Consider the following 15,024-nt stretch of genomic DNA (forward strand, 5'->3'; position numbering starts at 1 on the left):
CTGCGTAGGCGGCGCATCTGACACTCCGCAGACGCAGCCTCGCCAAGGCTCGACAGCTGCTACGGGGGGGGGAGGTGTTCACAGGTGATAGAAATCCAGCACCGAATTGATGGTGTCGTTGAGCAACAACGCATGCTTGCGGGTGATCAACCAACTGTCGCCATCGGGCTTGAGGCTGTAAGTGGCGCTGCCGTAGAACTGCTCCGACGTCGCCAGTCGATAGAACAGCGTGTGCCAGTTCAGCTTCACTTCCAGCAGCCCGTCTGCCTGCTCGGCAATCCGCACGTTATTGATCAAATGCAGCGTCCTCGGCATCGGCGTGGCCGACGCCGCCTTGCCCGTGCGCAGGCGAAACACCCGATCCTCCAGCCCCGACCGGTTGGCGTAATAGATCAACGACATCTCGCGCTTCGGGTCGCGGGTGTAGACGTGTTCCGAATCCCACTGCGGCAGGTGGAACTCACTCTGCGGGTCGAACAGCTGCACGTAGGCGTCCCAATCCTGGGCATCGCACAGCTCGGACTTGCGATAAAAGAACTGCTCGATCCGGTACTGCAATTGCGCATTCATCATTCCACCTCCCGCAGTTTCAGGGCTTGGGCATCGAGCCCGTCCAGCAGGAACTTCTGCCAGTTGCGATGCTGGTTGACGTACAACCCTTCGTGGGTGAATTCGGTGCCGGTCATCGCCGGCTGGATACCGATGGATTCGCTGTTGGGCGTCGGCCCGGTTTCCCAGCGGTGGCTGCCCCGGGAGATATCGCTCCAGCGCTCCAGGCGGCCCTGGAAACCGCGCTGGGCTTCGCGAAATTCCACCAGGTCATCCGGCGTGCCCATGCCCGAGACGTTGAAGAAATCCTCGAACTGGCGAATGCGGTTTTCACGGTCGGCGTCAGACTCGCCTTTCACCCCCAGGCACTGGCTGATGATCTCGGTCTTGTTCCACGCGATAGGACGGATGATCCGCAACTGCGAGCTGATCTGGTCGAGAAAGAACAGGCTCGGATAGATATTCAGGTTGCGCAGGCGGTGCATCATCCACTCGGCTTTTTGCTGGCCGTGTTCTTCGATCAGGCGCGGCATGATGGTGGCGTAGCCCGAGCGCACGGTGGGGTTGGGCATGTCGCTGAACAACAGGCTGTGGCCGTTGTTGAAGGCGAACCAGCCGTCGTCGGTGTTGGCATCACCGGCGCCGAGCTTGCTGTAGTCCAGGGTCGTACCGGAACCTGTGCCGTTCTCGGTGTTGACCTGCTGACGATGCTGCACCGTGGCCACGTAGTTGTAGTGCACGGTGCTGACGTGATAACCGTCCAGGCCGTTTTCGTTTTGCAGTTTCCAGTTGCCGTCATAGGTGTAGGCGGATTTGCCCGGCAGCACTTCCAGCTCGCCAGTGGCCGACTGCGCCACCATCATGTCGAAGAACACTTTGGCATCGCCCAGGAAGTCTTCCAGGCGGTTGGTGCCGTTCACGTCCAGGCTGATGAACACAAAGCCCTTGTAGCTCTCGATCCGCGCCTTCTTCAGGCCGCGAGTGGCCTTGTCGAAGCCTTCCGGGTATTCGCCCGGCGCCTTGACCTTCACCAGCCGGCCGTCGCTCTTGTAGCACCAGGCATGGAACGGGCAGGTGAAGGTGGACTGGTTGCCCTTGCCGACGCGCGTCAGGGTGGTGCCGCGATGCTGGCAGGCGTTGATCAGCGCGTTGAGCTGGCCTTCGCCATCGCGGGTGATGATCATCGGCTGGCGCCCGGCGCGCATCGTCATGAAGTCATGTTTGTTGGCCAGTTCGCTTTCGTGACAGGCGTAGATCCAGTTCTTTTCGAAGATCAGCTCCATCTCCAGATCAAACAGTTCCGGCTCGGTGAACATGTCCCGGGCGATGCGGAACACTTCATCCACCGGACGAAAATCCAGGCAGCCTTCGATAAAACTTTTCCACTGCTCGACGCTTCTTGCACCACTCATGGGAGGCACCTTTTTGATAATGGCTAAACGGGTGGGCCATTAAGGGGCTGCGGCGGGGCGGCGGGCTATCCGGTTAATGGGGGAAGGTGGGCCACTTAGTTGGGCACGAAATACCCACGGCGGTGCAGGGAGGTGGCGCAATGCGCTACTGTCTTGCAAGGTGATTGTCGGAAAAGTCTGCTTGTTATCCACTTAGTCGACGGTTGCTATCCACTCAGTGGCGATCCCGCTGGCGTGGCGCAAAACTTGCTGTTGCTCTACCAGGACGCGCCGTCAGAGCGCGCCGGCCACAATTGCCGTGGGTGCCCCGTGATGAGTAGCAATACACGCGATATACGTATCGAGCGCTTCGACCTTGAAGGCGCCTGCAGCTGGATGTCCGGCATTTGCGGGCCGCACCGGCTGCAAACCGCGACGCCGGAGCGCATCCGCTTTCACCACAGTGCCAATGTGTTCAAGTCCCGCGCCACGACGCTGGGGATTATCGAGTACGGCACCGACGTCACCATCGACATCGAAGACGCCGAGCACTTCAGCAGCTACAGCCTGACCCTGCCGCTGGTGGGCGAGCAGGAGCTGAGCAAGAACGGCGTGCGGCTGAGCTCCAACCGCGACCAGGGCGTGATCATCTCGCCCAACGAGCATCAGGTGCTGGAGATCTCCGGCGACTGCCGCAAGCTGCAAGTGGTGATCACCCGCGCGGCCATGAGCGAATCCCTGGAAGGCCTCCTGCAACGGCCGATTGAGGCGCCGCTGCGCTTCGAGTCGGCGATGGACGCGGTGGACGGTGCCTCCGCATCGTGGTGGCGCATGGCGCGGTATTTCATCGCCGAACTGGAACGCAGCAGCGAGCTGTATGACCAGGTGGCGTTTACCCGGGACCTGGAAAGCTCGCTGATCAAGGGCCTGATCCTGGCCCAGCCGAACAACTATTCCGAAGAACTGCGGGACGTGCTGGGAGTGAAGCTGCCGCACTATCTGATTCGGGCCCGGCAGTACATTCACGACAATGCGCGGGAAGCGGTGCACCTGGAGGATCTGGAGGCGGCGGCAGGCGTGTCGCGATTCAAACTGTTCGATGCCTTCCGCAAATACTTCGCCCTGTCGCCCATGGCTTACCTGAAGAAATACCGCCTGGGTGCCGTGCGCCAGCAAATCCTCGAACACGGCTCAACCCGCACCATCTCCGAGATCGCCCTGGGCTGGGGCTTTACCCACCTGGGACGGTTTTCGGCCGAGTACCGCAAGCTGTTCGACGAGTCCCCCAGCCAGACCCTGCAACGCAACGACGCCCGGCGCATGCGTGGCTGAACACACGACTCAAAACCAACGGAGATCCCCTGTAGGAGCTGGCTTGCCTGCGATAGCGGTGGATCAGCTTGCATTTCCTTTTCTGAATCACCGCTATCGCAGGCAAGCCAGCTCCCACAGGGGATTTGTGGTGGTTGTGAGACCTCAGATCAACTCTTCGACCAATTGCAGACAATGATTGAGCCCCGGCGACTGGTCATTGATCCGCCGGCTGAGAATGATCGGCGACGTGGCGGTGGCTTCCACCACCGGCGTGTAGCCGATATCTGCGCGATGCAGCACCTGCACCGAAGCCGGCACCAGGGTCACGCCCATGCCCGCGCCGACCAGGCCGATGGCGGTCTGCAACTCATTGGTCCACTGCGAAACCTTGAGACTCAATCCATGGGCGTCGAACAGCGCGATCACATGGTCGGCGTAGCTCGGCCGTGGGTTGCCGGGGTAGAGCACGAAGGGTTCCGCAGCCAACTGTGCCAAGGTAGCCGGGGCGCCGAGCAAGGGATGCCCGGCCGGCAGCACCGCCACCAGCCGGTCCTCCACCAACACCCGCTGCACAATGGCCGGGTCGTCGATGCGAATCCGCCCGAAGCCCACGTCAATTCGCCCGGCCTTGAGGGCTTCGACCTGCTGCAAAGTAGTCATTTCCGACAAACCCAACTCCAGCTCCAGGCCATCGTGGCTGCGCAGCCGCCGGATCAACTCCGGCAGCACGCCGTACAGCGTCGACGGCGCAAAACCGATGCCCAGCCAGGTCTTTTGCCCAAGGCCGATGCGCCGGGTGTTGTCGCACACCTTGCCCAGTTGCTCCAGCAGCACATTGGCGTGCTCATAGAAAAACCGCCCGGCCTCGGTCAGCCGCAACGGCCGCCCGCGTTCCAGCAGGACCACACCCAGTTCGTCCTCCAATTGCTGGATCTGCCGGCTCAACGGCGGCTGGGCAATGTGCAGGCGTTCGGCGGCGCGGGTGAAGTTGAGGGTTTCCCCCAGCACCTGGAAGTAACGCAGATGGCGCAGTTCCATAAGGACTCCATTCATACCTTAAGGGTATTGTTCGAGACCAATTCTATATTGGAAGCCAGAAAAAATGGGGAACAGAATCAGGCCAAATCTATAAAGAACCCAACGGGTATTGCCATGCCGATTTGCGCCATCGAGTCGATCGAGACCATCATCGTCGACCTTCCTACCATCCGCCCGCACAAGCTGGCGATGCACACGATGCAGAACCAGACCCTGGTGATCATCCGCGTGCGCTGCGCCGACGGCATCGAAGGCATTGGTGAATCCACCACCATCGGCGGCCTGAGCTACGGCAATGAAAGCCCCGACAGCATCAAGATCAACATCGACCGGCACTTCGCGCCGCTGCTGCTCGGCCAGGACGCCAGCAACATCAACGCTGCCATGTTGCGCCTGGAGCGCAGCATTCGGGGCAACACCTTTGCCAAGTCGGGTATCGAAAGCGCCTTGCTCGATGCCCTCGGCAAGCGCCTGAACCTGCCGGTCAGCGAACTGCTCGGCGGCCGCGTGCGGGACGCCCTGCCAGTGGCCTGGACCCTGGCCAGCGGCAACACCGAAAAAGACATCGCCGAAGCCGAGAAGATGCTCGACCTGCGCCGCCACCGCATCTTCAAACTGAAGATCGGCGCCGGAGAAGTCAGCCAGGACCTGGCCCACGTCATCGCGATCAAAAAAGCCCTGGGCGAGCGCGCCAGTGTGCGGGTCGACGTCAATCAGGCCTGGGACGAAGCCGTGGCCCTGCGCGCCTGCAAGGTGCTGGGCGACAATGGCATCGACCTGATCGAACAACCCATTTCACGCAACAACCGTGGCGGCATGGCCCGCCTCAACCTGTCGAGCCCGGCGCCGATCATGGCCGACGAATCCATCGAATGTGTGGAAGACGCCTTCAACCTGGCCCGCGAAGGCGCGGCTTCGGTGTTCGCCCTGAAGATCGCCAAGAACGGCGGCCCGCGCGCGGTGTTGCGCACTGCCGCGATTGCCGAAGCCGCGGGCATCGGCCTGTACGGCGGCACCATGCTCGAAGGCGGCATCGGCACCCTGGCCTCGGCCCATGCCTTTCTCACCTTGAACAAACTGGCGTGGGACACCGAGCTGTTCGGCCCGCTGTTGCTCACCGAAGACATCCTGGCCGAGCCGCTGGTGTACCGCGATTTCCACCTGCATGTCTCTACCGCTCCGGGCCTGGGCCTGGCCATCGATGAAGAGCGCCTGGCGTTCTTCCGTCGCGATAAATAACAAGAGGACACTTGCGATGTTGTTCCACGTAAAAATGACCGTGAACCTGCCCGTCGACATGAACCCCGAGCGTGCCGCCGCGCTCAAGGCTGAAGAAAAAGCCTTCTCGCAGCGCTTACAAGAGCAAGGCAAATGGCGCCACCTGTGGCGCATCGCCGGGCTGTATGCCAACTACAGCGTGTTCGATGTCGACAGCGTGCAGGAACTGCATGACCTGTTGATGCAGCTGCCGCTTTATCCTTACATGGCCATCGAAGTGAATGCCCTGTGCCGGCATCCATCGTCGATCCGTGAGGATGATCGCTGAGTCTGTTTTTTCACCTAATAATTACAAGATGAGGATTGCACCATGACCATCCGACTTTCCCAGACTGCTCACGCCCAACAGTTTCTCGAAGAAGCCAGCGGCAACCTGAACGACGGCGGCAACCCACGGGCCAAGGCGCTGATCTACCGGATCCTGCGGGACACGGTGAACATCATCGAAGACCTGGAAGTGACCCCGGAAGAGTTCTGGAAGGCGGTCAACTACCTCAACGAACTGGGCAAGAACCAGGAAGCCGGGTTGCTCGCGGCAGGCCTGGGCCTGGAGCATTACCTGGACATGCTGATGGACGCGGCGGACGAGGAAGCCGGCAAATCCGGCGGCACCCCGCGCACCATCGAAGGCCCGCTGTATGTGGCCGGCGCGCCGCTGTCCCAATACGAAGCGCGGCTGGATGACGGGCTGGACCCGGGTGTGCCGCTGTTCATGCAGGGCCAGGTGCGCGACACCAATGGCAAACCGTTGGCGGGAGCGATTGTCGATGTGTGGCAGGCCAATACCGGCGGCACGTATTCGTGGTTTGACGGCACGCAGTCGGAGTTCAACCTGCGCCGGCGGATCGAGACCGATGCCCAGGGCAACTATCGTTTCCGCAGCATCGTGCCGTCCGGGTATGGCTGCCCGCCGACCGGGCCGACCCAGCAGTTGCTGGACCAGTTGGGTCGCCACGGCCAACGGCCGGCGCATATCCACTTCTTCATCTCGGCCCCGGGCCATCGGCACCTGACCACGCAGATCAACCTGTCGGATGATCCGTACCTGCACGATGATTTTGCCTACGCGACGCGGGATGAATTGATCGCCGAGATTCGCTTCAGCGAAGACGCACACCTGGCGAAGGAGTTTGGTGTGGAAGGGCAGTTTGCGCAGATTGATTTTGACTTTGAGTTGCAGTCGGCGGCGGCGCCGGTGGAGCAAAAGCGCATGCAGCGGGTGCGCGCCCTCGAAGACTGAACGCGGTAAAAAAGGTGGGAGCTGGCTTGCCTGCGATAGCGGTGGTGAATGAAACACCGCTATCGCAGGCAAGCCAGCTCCCACCTTTGATGTGTGGTGTTCGTGCTATTTGCGAACAACCAGATCCAGCAAGTCATCCCGATCCTTGATCTTCTGCAACACAATCTCCGACCGAATATCCATCACCCCCGCCGTGCGGTTCAGGTGGTTCACGATAAAGTCCGAGAAGTGCTTGAGGTTACGTGCCTGCACCCGCAGCACATAATTACTCGCCCCGGTAATCACATACGCACTGGCCACTTCCGGCCACCCCTGCACCTTCTTGATAAACGTCTCGTGCCAATCCTCCACATCCTGGCGCAACGACAGGTGGACGATAGCCTCCAGCTCAATCCCCAACTGCTCGGCGTTCAACACCGCCCGATAACCACTGATGATTCCCTCGCTCTCCAGCAGGCGCAAACGCCGCAGGCAGGCCGATGGCGACAGGGCGACTTTCTCCGCCAGTTCCTGGTTACTGATACGGCCATCCTGTTGCAGGAAATGCAGAAGGCGCAGGTCGGTGGCGTCGAGAATCATGGTTAGAATAAATCCGCGTGTTTGGGGGTTAAATTCGAATTTCCTACAGCTTAATTAGCCTGTTGCCCACCACTTTGCACGAAAATTCTCTAAAGCTTCGTTCATTATTTGGCTCATTGTTACTACAAGAACAGGACTGACCATGACCACCCGCACCCATTGCCTGACCCTCGACGCCCAGGATCCGCTGGCGCCGCTGCGTAACCAATTCGCCTTGCCGGCCGGGGTGATCTACCTCGACGGCAACTCCCTCGGCGCGCGCCCGGTGGCAGCTCTGGCGCGGGCGCAAGCGGTGATCGCCGAGGAGTGGGGCAATGGGCTGATTCGCAGCTGGAACAGTGCCGGCTGGGCCGACCTGTCCCAGCGCCTGGGCAATCGCCTGGCGCCGTTGATCGGTGCCCGCGACGGTGAAGTGGTGATCACTGATACCACCTCCATCAACCTGTTCAAGGTGCTCAGTGCGGCCCTGACCGTGCAGCGCGAACGTGCGCCAAGCCGCAAGGTGATCGTCAGCGAAGCGAGCAATTTTCCCACCGACCTGTACATCGCCGAAGGCCTGACCGAACTGCTGCAACAGGGCTACTCCCTGCGCCTGGTCAACAGCCCGGACGAACTGCCCCAGGCCATCGACCAGGACACAGCGGTGGTGATGCTCACCCACGTCAATTACAAGACCGGCTACATGTACGACATGCAGGCCCAGACCGCGTTGAGCCATGAATGTGGCGCGCTGGCGATCTGGGACCTGGCGCATTCGGCGGGCGCGGTGCCGATCGACCTGCATCAGGCGGGCGCCGATTACGCGATTGGCTGCACCTACAAATACCTCAACGGCGGGCCGGGCTCCCAGGCGTTTGTGTGGGTCAACCCGGCGCTGGTGGATGTGGTCACGCAGCCGCTGTCGGGCTGGTTCGGGCATACCCGGCAGTTCGCCATGGAATCGCGTTATGCGCCGAGCCAGGGCATCGCCCGCTACCTGTGCGGCACCCAGCCGATTACCTCGCTGGCGATGGTGGAATGTGGCCTGGATATTTTTGCCCAGACCGACATGGCCAGCCTTCGTACTAAATCCCTGGCGTTGACCGACCTGTTTATCGCGCTGGTGGAATCCCGTTGCGCCGCCCACGAACTGACCCTGATCACCCCGCGTGAACATGCCCGGCGTGGCAGTCATGTCAGCTTCGAGCACCCGGAAGGTTATGCGGTTATCCAGGCCTTGATTGCCCGCGGCGTGATTGGTGATTATCGCGAGCCGCGCATCATGCGGTTTGGGTTTACCCCGCTGTACACCAGCTTCACCGAGGTCTGGGACGCAGTGGAAATCCTTGGCGAGATTCTTGACCAGAAAACCTGGGACCAGCCGCAATTCAAAGTTCGCCACAGCGTCACCTGATACAACACAAAACCCCTGTAGGAGCCCGGCTTGCCGGCGATGGCGTCCGTAAGATCGCCATCGCCGGCAAGCCGGGCTCCTACAAGGGGCATCAACATCGTGTGCAATCACAATAATAAAGGGGCACGCCACGTGACCACGCCAGACCAAGGCTTTGCCGAAATAACCAATCGCGAGTTGGGCCTGCGGCGCCAGCTCACTTCCGGCCAGATGAGCATGATCGCCATCGGTGGCGCCATTGGCACCGGGCTGTTCATGGGCAGCGCCTACGCCATCGGCTATGCCGGGCCCAGCGTGCTGGTCAGCTACGCCATCGGCGCGCTGATCACCTTGCTGTTGATGGGCTGCCTGGCGGAGATGACGGTGGCGCATTCCACCTCGGGCTCCTTCGGCGCGTATGCCGAGTTCTACGTCAGCCCGCTGGCGGGTTTCCTGGTGCGCTATGCCTACTGGGCGGCGATTGTGCTGGCGGTGGGTGCCGAGGTCACGGCAGTGGCGATGTACATGAAGTACTGGTTCGCCAACGTGCCGGAGTGGGTGTGGATCGTCTCGTTTTCCAGCGTGTTGATCGTGCTCAACGCCATCAGCGTCAAGACCTTCGGCAACTTCGAATACTGGTTCTCCACGATCAAGATCAGCGCCATTGTCGGCTTCATCATCCTCGCGGTGTATGTGGTGTTCGGCTCCGGCAACGCGGATTACGGCGTGCAGAATTACACGGCCCACGGCGGCTTTTTCCCGAACGGGTTGAGCGGCATGTGGATCGCGGTGATTGTCTCGATCTTCAGCTACCTGAGCGTGGAGATGATCGCGGTGGCCGCCGGCGAAGCAGCCGACCCGGAGCAGGCGGTGAAAAAAGCCTTCCGCGCAACCATCGTGCGGCTGGTGGTGTTCTACCTGCTGACCCTGGCGCTGATGTTGGCCATCGTGCCGTGGAACCAGGCCGGGCATGCCCAGAGCCCGTTCGTCACGGTGATGCAGACCATCGGGATTCCCGGCGCCACGGGGGTGATGAATTTTGTGATCCTGATCGCGGCCTTGTCGGCGATGAACAGCCAGCTCTACATCACCACCCGCATGATGTTCAGCCTATCCCGCGCCGGGTTTGCGCCCAAGTCCATGGGCGCCTTGAGCAAGAGCGGGATCCCGCTGAACGCCTTGCTGCTGTCCAGCTCGGGCATCGCCCTGGCGACGCTGCTGAATGTGGTGTACCCGGAAAGCTCGTTCACCCTGATGATGGCGATCTCGATGTTTGGCGCGATCTTCACCTGGTTCATGATCTTCCTCACGCACCTGTTTTTCCGCCGCTATCGCAAGCGTCACGGCGGAGCGAAGTTGTCGTTCCAGCTGGCGCTGTTTCCCTACAGCACCCTGCTGGGCCTGGTGCTGATGGGGGCGGTGATGATCACCACGTTCTTTACCGACGCGTTCAAGATGACGCTGGTGTTCGGGGTGCCGTTCCTGCTGATTTTGTCGCTGGTGTATTACGTGTTTTTCCGCAAGGGTCGCCAAAACCCTGTAGGAGCGAGCTTGCTCGCGAAAAACCCGAGGGCGCCGGGTTAAATCAGAAAGCCCGCGTTATCGTTGACGTTCTTCGCGAGCAAGCTCGCTCCTACAGGGGGAGAGGGCGTTTAGCAGTTGGGTGGCGTAACCCGGCAATTGCTCGAACTCGCGGGCGCATAACAGCAGCTTGCGACAGGCCCAATCCTCGGTCAGGGGTTGGGCCTTGAAGCGCCGCTCCAACGGCCAGCGCTCCAGCGCCGCCTGAGGCACGATCCCCAGCCCGGCGCCGTGGGCGACCATGCGAATCAACCCGTCAAAGCCGTCCGCGCGAATGCGTGTCTGCAAGCGAAAGCCGGCGTGCAATGCCTGTTCTTCCAGGTACACCGCCAACGCGCTGCCGGCGGCCAGGCCCACGTAGTCGTGCTGCAAGCTGTCGATGAAACTCACGGTGCGTTCGGCCAAGGGGTGATCCAGCGGCATGATCAATACCAGTGGGTCGTCGCGAAAGGGCAGGGTTTGCAGGCCGTGGGTGTCCACCGCATCGGAAATAATCCCCAGGTCTGCTGTGCCCTGGCGCAAGGCTTGGGTGATGCGCAGGCTCGGCAGTTCCTGCAGGTCGATGTCGAGGTTGGGGTGCTCGTGCAGAAAATCCGCCAGCAGTTCCGGCAGGTATTCGCTCAGGGCAGTGGTGTTGCACAGCAGGCGCACCTGGCCTTTGACGCCGTTGGCGTATTCGGCGAGGTCTTGCTGCAGGTGTTCGGCTTGCTGCAACAGCAGGCGGGCGTGACGGGCCAGGGCTTTGCCTGCCGGGGTTGGGGTGACGCCTCGGCGGCCACGTTCCAGGAATTCGATGCCCAGTGAAGCTTCCATCGCCCGAATCCGCGCGCTGGCCGCCGCCAGGGACAAATGGCTGCGGCTGGCGCCGGCGGTGATATTGCCGGTGTCGAGGATGTGCAGGTAGAGGCGCAGGTCGATCAGGTCAAAGTGCATGGGCTGCAGGTTCCGGGTGAATGGGCCGGCCTCATCGCAGGCAAGCCAGCTCCCACAGTTGGAATGCGATCCACTGTGGGAGCTGGCTTGCCTGCGATGGCGTCATCAGCCTCACGCAAAACAAGAGGCTGCCTCAGTATATGGCGAATTTTCAGACATCACCCAAACCCGCAAAATCAACCCATGAATACTTTACTCGCGTTCTACCAAAACCTCGGCCAGGCCCTGACATTACTGGTGATTGGCACGTTTATGCTGGCTGGCACGGTCAAGGGCGTGATCGGCCTGGGCCTGCCCACCGTCGCCATGGGCATGCTCGGCCTGGCTATGTTGCCGGCGCAGGCTGCGGCGTTGCTGATCATCCCGTCCACCGTCACCAACCTCTGGCAACTGGCGTTCGGCGGTCACCTGAGCGCCTTGATCAAACGCCTGTGGCCGATGCTCCTGCTGATTTTCCTCGGCACCGGGCTGGGCTCGTTGTGGCTCGGTATGGACGGCGGGCATTGGGTGGTGCGGGCGTTGGGCGGGGCGTTGCTGGTGTATGCCTTGAGCGGGTTGCTGCTGCCGACGTTCAAGGTCAGCCCGGCCACCGAGCGCTGGCTGGGGCCGTTGTGCGGCGTGCTGACCGGTGTCATCACCTCGGCCACTGGCGTATTCGTGATTCCGGCGGTGCCGTATCTGCAAGCCTTGGGCTTGAACCGCGACCAACTGGTGCAGGCGCTGGGCTTGTCGTTCACCGTCTCGACCCTGGCTCTGGCCGCCGGTTTGTTCTGGCGCGGCAGCCTGGGCGGCGGCGAGTTGAATGCCTCGCTACTGGCGCTGGTTCCGGCGCTGCTCGGGATGTGGCTGGGCCAGGCCCTGCGCCAACGCATCAGTGCCGTGTTGTTCAAGCGCGTGTTCTTTATCGGCATGGCTGCGCTGGGTGGGCATCTGCTGATCAGTGGTTAAGAATGCGTTATTGATTCGTGCGATTTGATCAAATGTATTTTGCCTGCCCGACGCTTATTCCAAAGCGCCGACCCCGTTACCCTGCCTTCAGACATTTTTAATCTTTAGGCACCTTCATGAAAAAAGTTCTGCTGCTCAACGGTGGTAAAAAATTCGCCCACTCCGACGGTCGCTACAACAGCACCCTGCATGAAGCCGCCCTGGCCGTGCTCGACCGTGGCGGCGTCGACGTCAAGGAAACCCACATCGACGCCGGCTACGACGTGGCCGAAGAAGTCGCCAAGTTCCTCTGGGCCGACGTGATCATCTACCAGATGCCCGGCTGGTGGATGGGCGCCCCATGGATCGTCAAGAAGTACATCGACGAAGTCTTCACCGAAGGTCACGGCAGCCTGTACGCCAGCGACGGCCGCACCCGTTCCGACTCTTCGCAGAAATACGGCAGCGGCGGCCTGGTCCAGGGCAAGCAATACATGCTGTCCCTGACCTGGAACGCCCCGCAGCAAGCCTTCGACGACCCTACCGACTTCTTCGAAGCCAAGGGCGTGGACGCGGTCTACTTCCCGTTTCACAAGGCCAACGAATTCCTCGGCATGACCGGCCTGCCGACCTTCCTGTGCGTGGACGTGATGAAACGCCCGGCCATCGAAGCCGACGTGGCGCGTTATGAGCAGCATCTGGCCCAGGTGTTTAACCTGAGTCTGTAATGCGGCTAGTATCCGTGCAGCCGCTATAAAGAGGATTCACGTTGAAAGCCCGATCCGATGAGCTACAGATCTTCGTCTGCGTGATTGAATGCGGGTCGATTTCCGCCGCAGCCGAACAGGTCGGGCAGACGCCGTCAGCGGTCAGCCGCACCCTGTCGCGCCTGGAAGCCAAGCTCGACACCACCCTGATCAACCGCACCACCCGGCGCATGGACCTGACCGAGGAGGGCAAGTATTTCTTCGAGCGGGCCAAGGTGATCCTCGAACAGATGGACGACCTGGAAGAGCGCCTGTCGTCGCGCCAGCAAACCCCGTCGGGGCGCTTGCGGATCAACGCGGCGTCGCCATTCATGCTGCACGCGATCGTGCCGTACATCGCCGAGTTTCGCGGCCTGTACCCGGACATCCAGCTGGAGCTGAACAGCAACGACCTGATCATCGACCTGCTGGAGCAGAGCACCGACATTGCGATCCGCATCGGCGCCCTGGCGGACTCGACCCTGCACGCCCGCTCCCTGGGTTGCAGCCCGCTGCATATCCTCGCCAGCCCGGCGTACCTGAAACAGCACGGCACGCCCGGCACCGTTGCCGAACTCGCCGAACACACCTTGCTCGGCTTCACCCAGACCGAAACCCTCAACCACTGGCCGCTGCGCCATGTGCACGGGGATCGCTGGCAGATCCAGCCGGGCGTTGCCGCTTCCAGCGGTGAAACCTTGCGCCAGCTGGCGCTGGAAGGGCAGGGCATCACCTGTCTGTCGGACTTCATGACCGCCCAGGACATCAAGACCGGGCGCCTGATACCGGTGCTGGCGGAGTTCAACAGCGGCTATCGCCAGCCGATCAACGCGGTGTACTACCGCAACTCGCAATTGGCCTTGCGCATCCAGTGCTTCCTGGACTTTATCCAGGGCAAGCTGGCCAGCTACGCCAGCTGATTCGTGACCCCTGCGCAAGATTGAATTGGTCAATACGGACTTATTCCGCACGGATAGGTCCGCAATACTGAGTCCATCAATTACTCACGCAGGGAGACACCTCCATGAACGTATTCATTACCGGCGCTGCCGGTTTTATCGGCGGTTCCATCGCCACTGGCCTGGTCAATGCCGGCCACAAAGTTACCGGTTTGGTGCGCAGTGCCGAGCAGGCTGAAGCAATGACCGCACTGGGCATCACCCCGGTAATCGGCACACTGGATGACGGTGCGCTGTTGACCGAGCAAGCGAAGAAGGCTGATGCCGTGATCAACGCCGCCAGCAGCGACCATCGCGGCGCCGTCGAAACCTTGCTGGCCGCGCTGCGCAGTTCCAACAAGACCTTCCTGCACACCAGCGGTTCGAGCATCGTTGGTGATGCGTCGGGCGGTAAGTCGAGCGATGTCATCTACTTTGAGGACAACCTGCCGGAGCCGACCGTCGACAAGGCTGCCCGGGTGGCCATCGACAATCTGATCCTGGCTGCCGCCAAAGACGGCGTGAACTCGGCGGTGATCTGCAACACCCTGATCTACGGCCACAGCCTGGGCGTGAAGCGCGACAGCGTGCAATTGCCGCGCTTGCTCAAGCAGGCGCGCAAGAGTGGTGTAGTGCGTCATGTGGGCACTGGCCAGAACATCTGGTCCAACGTGCACATTGAAGACGTGGTTGCGCTTTACCTGCTGGCGCTGGAAAAGAATGTGCCGGGTACTTTCTACTTTGTGGAGAGTGGCGAAGCGGCGTTTGTCGACATGACCACCGCGATTGCCGAAGCGCTGAAGCTGGGCAAGCCACAGGATTGGCCATTGGCGGATGCCGAGGCCGAGTGGGGTTATGAGATGGCCAATTATGGGTTGGGCTCCAACAGCCGGGTGCGTGGCAAGCATGCGCGGGAATTGCTGGGGTGGGCGCCGAAGCGGACCTCCGTAGTCGAGTGGATTCGCAACGAGATGGTTTGATGCCAGGCTGCGTGGTCCCTGTTTTTTGTGGCGAGGGAGCTTGCTCCCGCTGGACTGCGCAGCAGTCCCAAACCGGTTGTCAAAATTGAACTGAAACACCGCAGTGTTCTTTTTAGGGCTGCTTCGCAGCCCAGCGGGAGCAAGCTCCCTCGCCACAG

At 61.3% G+C, this 15,024-nt stretch carries 15 protein-coding genes; 10 read left to right on the forward strand and 5 right to left on the reverse strand.

Annotated features, from left to right (window positions below; all coding sequences use genetic code 11):
• Positions 1 to 78 precede the first annotated feature (78 nt).
• Positions 79 to 570 (reverse strand): anthranilate 1,2-dioxygenase small subunit, encoded by a 492-nt coding sequence (gene antB, locus V3W39_RS24265; protein ID WP_177078907.1) that lies wholly within the window; start codon positions 568 to 570, stop codon positions 79 to 81.
• A complete protein-coding gene (gene antA, locus V3W39_RS24270) occupies positions 570 to 1,961 on the reverse strand; it encodes an anthranilate 1,2-dioxygenase large subunit (RefSeq protein ID WP_177042134.1) in 1,392 nt (463 codons plus the stop codon). The genes antB and antA overlap by 1 nt, the downstream gene beginning before the upstream one ends.
• A gap of 312 nt (positions 1,962 to 2,273) precedes the next feature.
• Between antA and V3W39_RS24275 the strand changes: the two genes are divergently transcribed.
• Positions 2,274 to 3,272: an AraC family transcriptional regulator gene (locus tag V3W39_RS24275; RefSeq protein WP_008436676.1), complete on the forward strand. Its 999-nt coding sequence runs from the start codon at positions 2,274 to 2,276 to the stop codon at positions 3,270 to 3,272.
• Between the two features lie 144 nt (positions 3,273 to 3,416).
• Here the strand turns inward: V3W39_RS24275 and V3W39_RS24280 are convergent, their stop codons facing one another.
• Positions 3,417 to 4,292, reverse strand: a complete 876-nt coding sequence (locus V3W39_RS24280; protein WP_088423584.1) for a LysR family transcriptional regulator — start codon at positions 4,290 to 4,292, stop codon at positions 3,417 to 3,419.
• 114 nt (positions 4,293 to 4,406) lie between these two features.
• Between V3W39_RS24280 and V3W39_RS24285 the strand changes: the two genes are divergently transcribed.
• From V3W39_RS24285 to catA, 3 genes are read left to right on the forward strand one after another with little or no spacing between them, the layout of a single operon-like run.
• Positions 4,407 to 5,531, forward strand: a complete 1,125-nt coding sequence (locus V3W39_RS24285; RefSeq protein WP_177042138.1) for a muconate cycloisomerase family protein — start codon at positions 4,407 to 4,409, stop codon at positions 5,529 to 5,531.
• Between the two features lie 16 nt (positions 5,532 to 5,547).
• The gene (gene catC / locus V3W39_RS24290) at positions 5,548 to 5,838 is read left to right on the forward strand and encodes a muconolactone Delta-isomerase (RefSeq protein WP_010165520.1); all 291 of its coding nucleotides are present in this window, start codon (positions 5,548 to 5,550) and stop codon (positions 5,836 to 5,838) included.
• A 42-nt stretch (positions 5,839 to 5,880) separates the two neighbouring features.
• Positions 5,881 to 6,810 carry a catechol 1,2-dioxygenase gene (catA, locus tag V3W39_RS24295; RefSeq protein WP_330213470.1) on the forward strand — a complete coding sequence of 310 codons (930 nt, stop codon included), beginning with the start codon at positions 5,881 to 5,883 and terminating at the stop codon, positions 6,808 to 6,810.
• Positions 6,811 to 6,915: 105 nt separating this feature from the next.
• On the opposite strand, the gene V3W39_RS24300 is transcribed toward catA, so the two are convergent.
• On the reverse strand, positions 6,916 to 7,389 hold the full coding sequence (locus V3W39_RS24300; RefSeq protein WP_003212305.1) for an Lrp/AsnC family transcriptional regulator: 474 nt from the start codon (positions 7,387 to 7,389) through the stop codon (positions 6,916 to 6,918).
• Positions 7,390 to 7,531: 142 nt separating this feature from the next.
• Between V3W39_RS24300 and kynU the strand changes: the two genes are divergently transcribed.
• Together kynU and V3W39_RS24310 are read left to right on the forward strand one after the other, a co-directional pair.
• Positions 7,532 to 8,782, forward strand: a complete 1,251-nt coding sequence (gene kynU, locus V3W39_RS24305; protein WP_177129983.1) for a kynureninase — start codon at positions 7,532 to 7,534, stop codon at positions 8,780 to 8,782.
• Positions 8,783 to 8,914: 132 nt separating this feature from the next.
• Positions 8,915 to 10,345 (forward strand): amino acid permease, encoded by a 1,431-nt coding sequence (locus tag V3W39_RS24310; protein ID WP_177078896.1) that lies wholly within the window; start codon positions 8,915 to 8,917, stop codon positions 10,343 to 10,345.
• A 15-nt stretch (positions 10,346 to 10,360) separates the two neighbouring features.
• Here V3W39_RS24310 and V3W39_RS24315 read toward each other — a convergent pair whose 3' ends face one another.
• Complete coding sequence (locus V3W39_RS24315) at positions 10,361 to 11,275, reverse strand: LysR substrate-binding domain-containing protein (protein ID WP_330213471.1); 915 nt, start codon at positions 11,273 to 11,275, stop codon at positions 10,361 to 10,363.
• A 183-nt stretch (positions 11,276 to 11,458) separates the two neighbouring features.
• Between V3W39_RS24315 and V3W39_RS24320 the strand changes: the two genes are divergently transcribed.
• The 4 genes from V3W39_RS24320 (at position 11,459) to V3W39_RS24335 (ending at position 14,866) form a co-directional block, all read left to right on the forward strand.
• Positions 11,459 to 12,223 (forward strand): sulfite exporter TauE/SafE family protein, encoded by a 765-nt coding sequence (locus V3W39_RS24320; RefSeq protein ID WP_330213472.1) that lies wholly within the window; start codon positions 11,459 to 11,461, stop codon positions 12,221 to 12,223.
• 116 nt (positions 12,224 to 12,339) lie between these two features.
• Positions 12,340 to 12,930, forward strand: coding sequence for an NAD(P)H-dependent oxidoreductase (locus tag V3W39_RS24325; RefSeq protein WP_177042150.1), 591 nt, complete (start codon positions 12,340 to 12,342; stop codon positions 12,928 to 12,930).
• Positions 12,931 to 12,971: 41 nt separating this feature from the next.
• Positions 12,972 to 13,868, forward strand: coding sequence for a LysR family transcriptional regulator (locus V3W39_RS24330; RefSeq protein ID WP_177115799.1), 897 nt, complete (start codon positions 12,972 to 12,974; stop codon positions 13,866 to 13,868).
• A gap of 104 nt (positions 13,869 to 13,972) precedes the next feature.
• On the forward strand, positions 13,973 to 14,866 hold the full coding sequence (locus tag V3W39_RS24335; protein ID WP_330213473.1) for an NAD-dependent epimerase/dehydratase family protein: 894 nt from the start codon (positions 13,973 to 13,975) through the stop codon (positions 14,864 to 14,866).
• The last annotated feature ends 158 nt before the right edge of the window (positions 14,867 to 15,024 follow it).

The organism is Pseudomonas sp. Z18(2022) (assembly GCF_036346535.1).
GTDB classification, from domain to species: domain Bacteria; phylum Pseudomonadota; class Gammaproteobacteria; order Pseudomonadales; family Pseudomonadaceae; genus Aquipseudomonas; species Aquipseudomonas yamanorum_A.